Source organism: Ketobacter sp. GenoA1 (genome assembly GCF_003671475.1).
Taxonomy (GTDB): Bacteria; Pseudomonadota; Gammaproteobacteria; order Pseudomonadales; family Ketobacteraceae; genus Ketobacter.
The window spans coordinates 1-526 of sequence record NZ_RCHM01000025.1 but is presented as its reverse complement, the minus strand read 5'-3'; the positions used below and the strand labels follow the sequence as shown (position 1 = coordinate 526).

The following is a 526-nucleotide window of genomic DNA, read 5'->3' as shown; positions in this document are numbered from 1 at the left end:
GGCGTTATGCAATCGTCCTACATACCAGCAATGACCAGAACCACTAATGAAAGAATACTATTGTTTTAAGTGCCACAAAGATATGCCCTTCCTCGAAGAGGACGAGTGGTCTCGGGTTGCACATTATTTAGGTGATGCGGTAAGAGAGATTAAGGAATACAGGGAAGAGCATGGCTGCGATTTGACAACGGCAAGACTTAATGTAAAACCTCAAGCCATGAAATTATTTGAGGAAATAACAGGTATGGCCGGAGTCCATTTTGAAATTATAATGCACCATAGACTGAAAGATTGGGGGCAAGAGTGTCCTGTATGCCACCATTTGCTTCGCACTCCAAAAGCGAAGTACTGTATCAAATGTGGTTGGGAGCCTAGTGCCAATGCTTAGTATCAACATTGAAGTGCAACATATGCATAACAAAAAAATGCACGTGGACACAGTTACGCTCCGCAATTTTTATGGTGTCGCTTCGCTCTTATACCATAAAAATTTCTCCGCTCCACTGTGCCAGTGATTTTGGCGTTA

At 42.8% G+C, this 526-nt stretch carries 1 protein-coding gene; it reads left to right on the top strand.

The genetic code is table 11. The features are described from left to right. Nucleotides 1–46: 46 nt before the first annotated feature. Complete coding sequence (locus tag D9N13_RS11790; RefSeq protein WP_290589933.1) at nt 47–388, top strand: hypothetical protein; 342 nt, start codon at nt 47–49, stop codon at nt 386–388. Nucleotides 389–526 lie beyond the last annotated feature (138 nt).

Bases quoted from the DNA above. Each gene is read 5' to 3' on its own strand.
- D9N13_RS11790 (WP_290589933.1), top strand. From the start codon at position 47: ATGAAAGAATACTATTGTTTTAAGTGCCACAAAGATATGCCCTTCCTC.